The 6,043-nt window shown below is 29.5% G+C and carries 6 protein-coding genes; 3 read left to right on the top strand and 3 right to left on the bottom strand.

What is annotated here, in order from left to right:
- The first annotated feature begins 536 nt into the window (after positions 1 to 536).
- The 3 genes from UIB65_RS00880 (at position 537) to UIB65_RS00870 (ending at position 2,859) form a co-directional block, all read left to right on the top strand.
- Positions 537 to 833 carry a nucleotidyltransferase domain-containing protein gene (locus UIB65_RS00880; protein ID WP_330039271.1) on the top strand — a complete coding sequence of 99 codons (297 nt, stop codon included), beginning with the start codon at positions 537 to 539 and terminating at the stop codon, positions 831 to 833.
- Positions 817 to 1,158 (top strand): HepT-like ribonuclease domain-containing protein, encoded by a 342-nt coding sequence (locus tag UIB65_RS00875; protein WP_330039270.1) that lies wholly within the window; start codon positions 817 to 819, stop codon positions 1,156 to 1,158. Before UIB65_RS00880 ends, UIB65_RS00875 begins: the two co-directional genes overlap by 17 nt.
- Positions 1,159 to 1,587: 429 nt before the next feature.
- Positions 1,588 to 2,859 (top strand): STAS domain-containing protein, encoded by a 1,272-nt coding sequence (locus UIB65_RS00870; RefSeq protein WP_330039269.1) that lies wholly within the window; start codon positions 1,588 to 1,590, stop codon positions 2,857 to 2,859.
- A gap of 448 nt (positions 2,860 to 3,307) precedes the next feature.
- On the opposite strand, the gene UIB65_RS00865 is transcribed toward UIB65_RS00870, so the two are convergent.
- The 3 genes from UIB65_RS00865 to UIB65_RS00855 form a co-directional block, all read right to left on the bottom strand.
- Positions 3,308 to 4,003, bottom strand: a complete 696-nt coding sequence (locus tag UIB65_RS00865; RefSeq protein ID WP_330039268.1) for a PP2C family protein-serine/threonine phosphatase — start codon at positions 4,001 to 4,003, stop codon at positions 3,308 to 3,310.
- A gap of 468 nt (positions 4,004 to 4,471) precedes the next feature.
- A complete protein-coding gene (locus tag UIB65_RS00860) occupies positions 4,472 to 5,272 on the bottom strand; it encodes a hypothetical protein (protein WP_330039267.1) in 801 nt (266 codons plus the stop codon).
- Positions 5,272 to 5,934 (bottom strand): hypothetical protein, encoded by a 663-nt coding sequence (locus UIB65_RS00855; RefSeq protein WP_330039266.1) that lies wholly within the window; start codon positions 5,932 to 5,934, stop codon positions 5,272 to 5,274. Before UIB65_RS00855 ends, UIB65_RS00860 begins: the two co-directional genes overlap by 1 nt.
- Positions 5,935 to 6,043: the final 109 nt, after the last annotated feature.

Raw genomic sequence — 6,043 nt, 5'->3', positions numbered from 1 at the left:
CTAATTGGATAAACTGACAATTTAAATGACAATTAGCTTTAATATGTGTTTTATAGCTTCCTTTTTTACACATAGTTCAAAAAAGCATTATTATTTCCACTTTAAAAACACCAAAATATTTTGATAATATTTATATGGGCTGATATTAAACATTATAATGTAAGAGCTAAAGTACATTATATTTTGTATAGTATACGGGCAAAATCCTTTTAAATGATTTATGATTTTTATAATATCTATTAAACTTTAAAATTTCTTTCAGCACATGATAACTTAGTATAGGTTATTAAATAGCTTAATCAATTATTATTCTTTCTTATTTTCATAAAAACAGTTTTTTAAATAATTATTTTTTAAGGCTGTTTTGGCTGTTTTTAGGCGGGTGCTTATATTTTGTATAGTATTTTTTGTATATCCTGTGAAAACATTTCATTAACATTGCTTGTGTTTTTTCATAAAGTCGCACTTTGAAAATGTTTATTATTAATGAGAATTATATGATAAAATAAGAATTCATTACATTATGGTGATTTTTCATGGTTTTTACTATTGATGATATTAGAAAAAGGGTTATTCCGATTGTTATTAAGTATGGTATTAATACTTTCAGTCTTTTTGGATCTTATGCTCGAAATGAAGCCAATGAAAATAGTGATTTGGATTTTGTAATGGATAAAGGTGATTTGAAAGGTCTGCAATATGTTTCTTTAGTCCAGGATTTGGAAGATGAATTTGATTGCCATGTTGATGTAGTCAGTAAAGGCAGTTCAAATAAAAAGTTTCTCGAAGCAATAAGCAAAGAGGAGGTTCTTTTATATGAACGAGAAAGATAAAAGATGTGCTGAAACCATAATTGACTATTGTAACCGTATTGATGATTATTTAAATCGATTTGATGATGATAAAGAGATTTACATGTCTGACAGTTTATATAAAGATGCTTGTGCATTGGTTATCATTCAAATGGGTGAATTTGCCAATAGATTTTCAGATGACTTCCTTGAGGAATATGATGGAATTGAATGGGGCCAATTAATCGGTTTGAGAAATGTCACAGCTCACAATTATGAAAATATAATCGATGACATCATTTGGGAAGTTATGCATGAAGATGTCCCAGAAATTAAAGAATATCTAGAAAAGATTCTTTATAATTAAAATTATTATTTAATTTTAAGAGTAAAAAATCAATAACTGTTTTATCTAATGATGCAAGAATACCGACCTCTTCAGGGTCGTGGATGAATTGCATAAATGGAATTGAGAGTACTTTTCAAATAATCTCTCTTTAAATTTAAATATTATTGTAATTAAACTATTATATGGCAATCATATAATGATTGAACCGAGGGTTCCGCTAAGATTGCCTAGAAAAGACTCAATTAACCCATTGAGCAAAAAACAAAATCTAGGAATCCTCACCTTCTACAAGGTGAGGTTGTTCAATTTCATCAAAAATAGATTACCTTTTTAATATACTAACTACTAAAATAAAATTAGATTAAATAAAAATGGATAATATAGGTATTAAATTCATTTTTTGTTTTAAATCGATATTTAGTGGAATATGTGTATAATAGGGATATTATGAATAATATGATTAATTTTGAAGGAATAGAAATTGACCAAGAATTATTGGAAAGAACAAATCCCATATTTAACACTGCCAGAATGACTCTTTTTCAATTGGCTGCTGCAGGTCATGATGATGCCAAGGATGTAGCTCAAAAGTTGAATCTTACTCGGGAAGATACACAGGATAGTAAAACAGTTAAGGCCGATGAAGATGACCTTTTCATTAACAGTGTGGTTATGGAAGTAAGATATTTTACTAATGGAAAAATAGCTAAAGAATCAGGTTTTACTGAAGTTGACTTGCCATGTGGTTTCACACCTAGAGCCATTGAATTTGCAAAAAGTGGCAAGAAATTTGTTGGAATGGATCTTCCCGCAACCATTAATGAAGTTGAACCTGCTATTATGTCAATTCTAGATGAAGAACAGAAAAAACTTGTTAGTTTCGAGGGTGTAGATGCAACTAATTATCAATCGCTTAAGTCTGCATTTGATAAGATTGAGGGGGAGGTATGTATAACAACAGAAGGACTCCTGATGTATCTTACAGATTCCGAGATGGATGTCCTGTGTGACAATATTAAAAAGATTCTTGCAGAGCATGGTGGATATTGGATTACTCTTGACCCTGAGATGTCTCTTCTCTACCTTTTGATAGTAAAATCCTTCTATGGGGAGAGAACACGTGAGATTATGTGGCAGTCTAAGTATAGAATAGATGACAAATCTGATGTAAATGCTATAGAAAATACAATAACCATTAGCGTCCGAGGTGATGTTCAGGAAAATATGAAGAATGCAATGAATTATATTAAATCCAAGGGATTTAAATTGGAGAGGCTTCCGTATGCTGACCATGTGCCTGAGTTTAAAAGTTTAGAAAAGGCAAATCCTAAGATTGTAGCTCAGATTAGGGAAGGTTTTAAGAGAGTATGTATCTGGAAGATTACAGTTGATGAATCAGTTAATGTTGACATTTCTGATGTCGGGGCAGAGTCATTTAATGCGGATGCATCAATTGATGGGGGCCGGCTTAATTTGGTTTTGTCAGGAAATCTTGATACATTGAGTGCACCTGAGCTTCTTGCTAATTATGAGAAGATTAAGAAAGATAATACTCTCAACAGTGTGTTTATTGACTGTTCTAAACTAGAATATGTGTCCTCTGCAGGGCTGCGTGTTCTTCTTATTATGCAAAATGACTGTGAGGATGGGGTTATAATGAAATCATGTAATGAAACTGTTATTGGAGATTTATCAAATACTGATATAAAGATACTGTAAGAGCTAAAAGTACATTATATTTTGTATAGTGTGCGGGCAACAAGATTTTTAAATGATTTATGGCAGTTATAATATTTATTAAACTTTAATATTTCTTTCAGCACATAATAACTTACTATTGGTTATTAAATGGGTTACTCAATTATTATTCATTCTTATTTTTATAAAAACAGTTTTTATAATAATTATTTTTTTATGGTTGTTTTGCCTGTTTTTAGATGGGTGCTTATATTTTGTATAGTATTGATATAAAATCCTTTTTAATTATTATCTCCAATAAGTAATCTTTTTATGTAAATTAACCGTCTTTATTGTTTTTCAATATTAATATTGTCATGTCATCAAATTGTTCGTTATCTTCGACAAAATTATTAACATCCTTTAATATGCTATTGATTATATCTTCGTTAGAATTATTATTTAAACAGTTAATTAATCTTTCTTCGCCCTACATTGTTTCATTTTTATTTATTGCATCGGTAATTCCATCAGTATATGCAATTATTTTGCTTGGAAGCTCTATTTCCTCAGTTATAAAATTATAGTCTTCCAAAATGCCTAATGCAACACCGCTATCAATATTCAATAATTTAAAATTATTGTTTTCCTCAAGTATTGGAGGATTATGTCCTGCATTGGAAAAATTTAGGATATTAGTCTTTTTATTATAAATTCCCAACCATAATGTTATAAACATTGTTTCACTGTTATTTCGACATAAATGATTATTAGCAAAGTATAATACCTTACATGGGTCTTTTTTATTATTATACAATTGGTCTTTGATTATTGTTTGGGTAGTTGTTGCGAGTAATGCTGCAGGCACACCTTTTCCTGAGGCATCACCAATTACAATAGCTATATTTTCATCATCTATTTCAAAGTAATCATAAAAGTCTCCACCAACTTCTTTTGCAGGTTCTGAAAACCCATATATTTGATAATATTCGTTTTTTAGGGGTTTGGTTGGCAGATTTGATTGTTGGATTCTCTTGGAAATATCAAGTTCTGTTTTTATTCTCTCCCGTTCACTTTCAATTTTATTCATATTTTCAATATAATGGTTATTATAGTTGATGAGATTGGTATAACTGCGTGCTAATTTTCCGATTTCGGTTTCTTCACTAATATATGGAGAATACACATCAAGCAATCCTTCAGTTTTAATTTTTTCTCCTTCATGGATGAAACCGTCTATTTTTGAAAATGAACGTATAGGTTTGATTAATTTTTTTTCAATATAATTTAAAACAATACCTGACGGTATGAAAAAGATAATTATATCTACTTCCTTTTAATTTTTAATTTTCATATGTGGATTTGTTGGGAGTTAACTGTGCTTCGTCATTTATTTTATTTTCATGATTATTAATTCTCATAGATTATTAATTAGCTATTTCTTTAATCAATGGTTTTTATAATTATTTTAATAGTGTTTTTTAAACCATAACTTTTTTTAGTAGTCATTAGGTTAACTTAATTATTTTTCATATTTTTTATAAAAACATACTAAAAAACAGAATTAACAGAAAATCCTCTGCCGTAGCAGATATGACTTCTTGGTGTGAAGATGGATTCCAATAGCATATAATCTGTGTTGGATATTTGAATATTACTCATTTTCTTTTTTCTTTTTAACTAAATCTTTCATTTCAGAAAATTGGCGATCAACATATTGATTTACTATTGAAACAGCCAAAGTGGCCGTACCGACACCAGATAAAATGAAACCACTCCATGCCAATATCAACGAATTAAGTTTACCAATTATGTTTTTTCCTGAAGCATCAAAGCTGTTACTTGTGAATGCATTGGAAACCATAGTTAGGGAGTCCATAGGAGAAACATTTTCAGCAAGGATGGTAAATAAAAAACCAACCAGTATTATTGTAAATAACAATATTATGGTTATTCCCAATTCGTTATTTTCAGTATAATCAACAAATTTACGGAAGTAAACTTTAATGAAATACAGATATCCAATAATATGGGTCAAATCCAATATAACAACAATGCTATCTCCAAACAATATTCCTGTTATCGATCCGAATGGAATTAATAGGAATAATAACACTTTATCTTTTAGGGAATCTTTGTCCATTTTAAGAGCAAGATATAGGGAAACAACAATGTCCAAAAGATATATAAAATAAAAACCTTCGTTCCAATCAAAGGTCAGATATAAGCAAATCATGATAATGACCAATATCACTATCAAATAAAAAACTTGCTTTAATAAGAATACTTCTTCGGAAGGAAAATATTCCTGGGGATTTGAAAGCCTTGACTTTTTAAAACGGGCAATTAATCTGCCATTATTAACAAGGTATTTGGTAATATATGCTAAAGCAGTGAAAATTCCTATTGCAACCAATATTTGGAAAATAGAAATAAATATCCATTCAAGACCCATTATATTTCCTCTCCTTCTTCAATCATTTTTTTTAACTCTTCAAATTCCTTTTTGAAATGTCTAATTAAAAGTGCAGCTGTTAATGTTGCGGCACCTACTCCGGAAAGAATATATCCTCCCCAAACCAGCAATAAACTGTTGAGTTTACCAGAAATAGTATTGCCAAAAGCAGAATAACCATTGCCTGTAAATTGATTGGAAACAATTACAAGGGAATCTAAGGCATTAGCACCTTCGGCATATTGTGTTATGAAAAATCCTGCGAAAATTACTGTAAATAACAATATTATAGTTAATCCCAAAGCGTTTGAGTTAGTATATTCTATAAATTTATCAAGATTGAGTTTTGCGAAGTATATAAAGATGAAAGCATGAAGAAAATCTGCAAAAATTACTAAACTAAGGCCAAATAATGGATAAACTAAAGATCCATATGGAATCAATAACAACCAGATAACCCTATTTTTCCAAGTACTCATATCTAATGTGATTGCGAAATATAGTGAAAGTGCAATGTCAAATATTGCAAAATAATACACATCACTTTGTGACCCCACAAGAGAATAGAAAATATTTACAACACATAATGCCATCAAAATTAAATAAAAAATCTGTATTAAAGTATGAACTTCATCTTCAGGCAATAATTTATTGATATTCATAGAGTTTCCATACTTTTTTTTTAATGTATGATATATTACTTTGCCTAAAATGGTTAAAACTAGAAAAATAATAATTACCACGGATAATTGAAACAAAGTACTAGTAAAT

It is taken from the genome of Methanobrevibacter sp. (assembly GCF_036307625.1).
Classification (GTDB): Archaea; Methanobacteriota; Methanobacteria; order Methanobacteriales; family Methanobacteriaceae; genus Methanocatella.
The sequence above is the reverse complement of the archived record's forward strand: the minus strand, read 5'-3'. Positions and strand labels throughout refer to the sequence as shown.

Coding starts and splice junctions, on each gene's coding strand:
- UIB65_RS00880 (WP_330039271.1), top strand. CDS start 537: ATGGTTTTTACTATTGATGATATTAGAAAAAGGGTTATTCCGATTGTT.
- UIB65_RS00875 (WP_330039270.1), top strand. CDS start 817: ATGAACGAGAAAGATAAAAGATGTGCTGAAACCATAATTGACTATTGT.
- UIB65_RS00870 (WP_330039269.1), top strand. CDS start 1,588: ATGAATAATATGATTAATTTTGAAGGAATAGAAATTGACCAAGAATTA.
- UIB65_RS00860 (WP_330039267.1), bottom strand. CDS start 5,272: ATGGGTCTTGAATGGATATTTATTTCTATTTTCCAAATATTGGTTGCA.
- UIB65_RS00855 (WP_330039266.1), bottom strand. CDS start 5,934: ATGAATATCAATAAATTATTGCCTGAAGATGAAGTTCATACTTTAATA.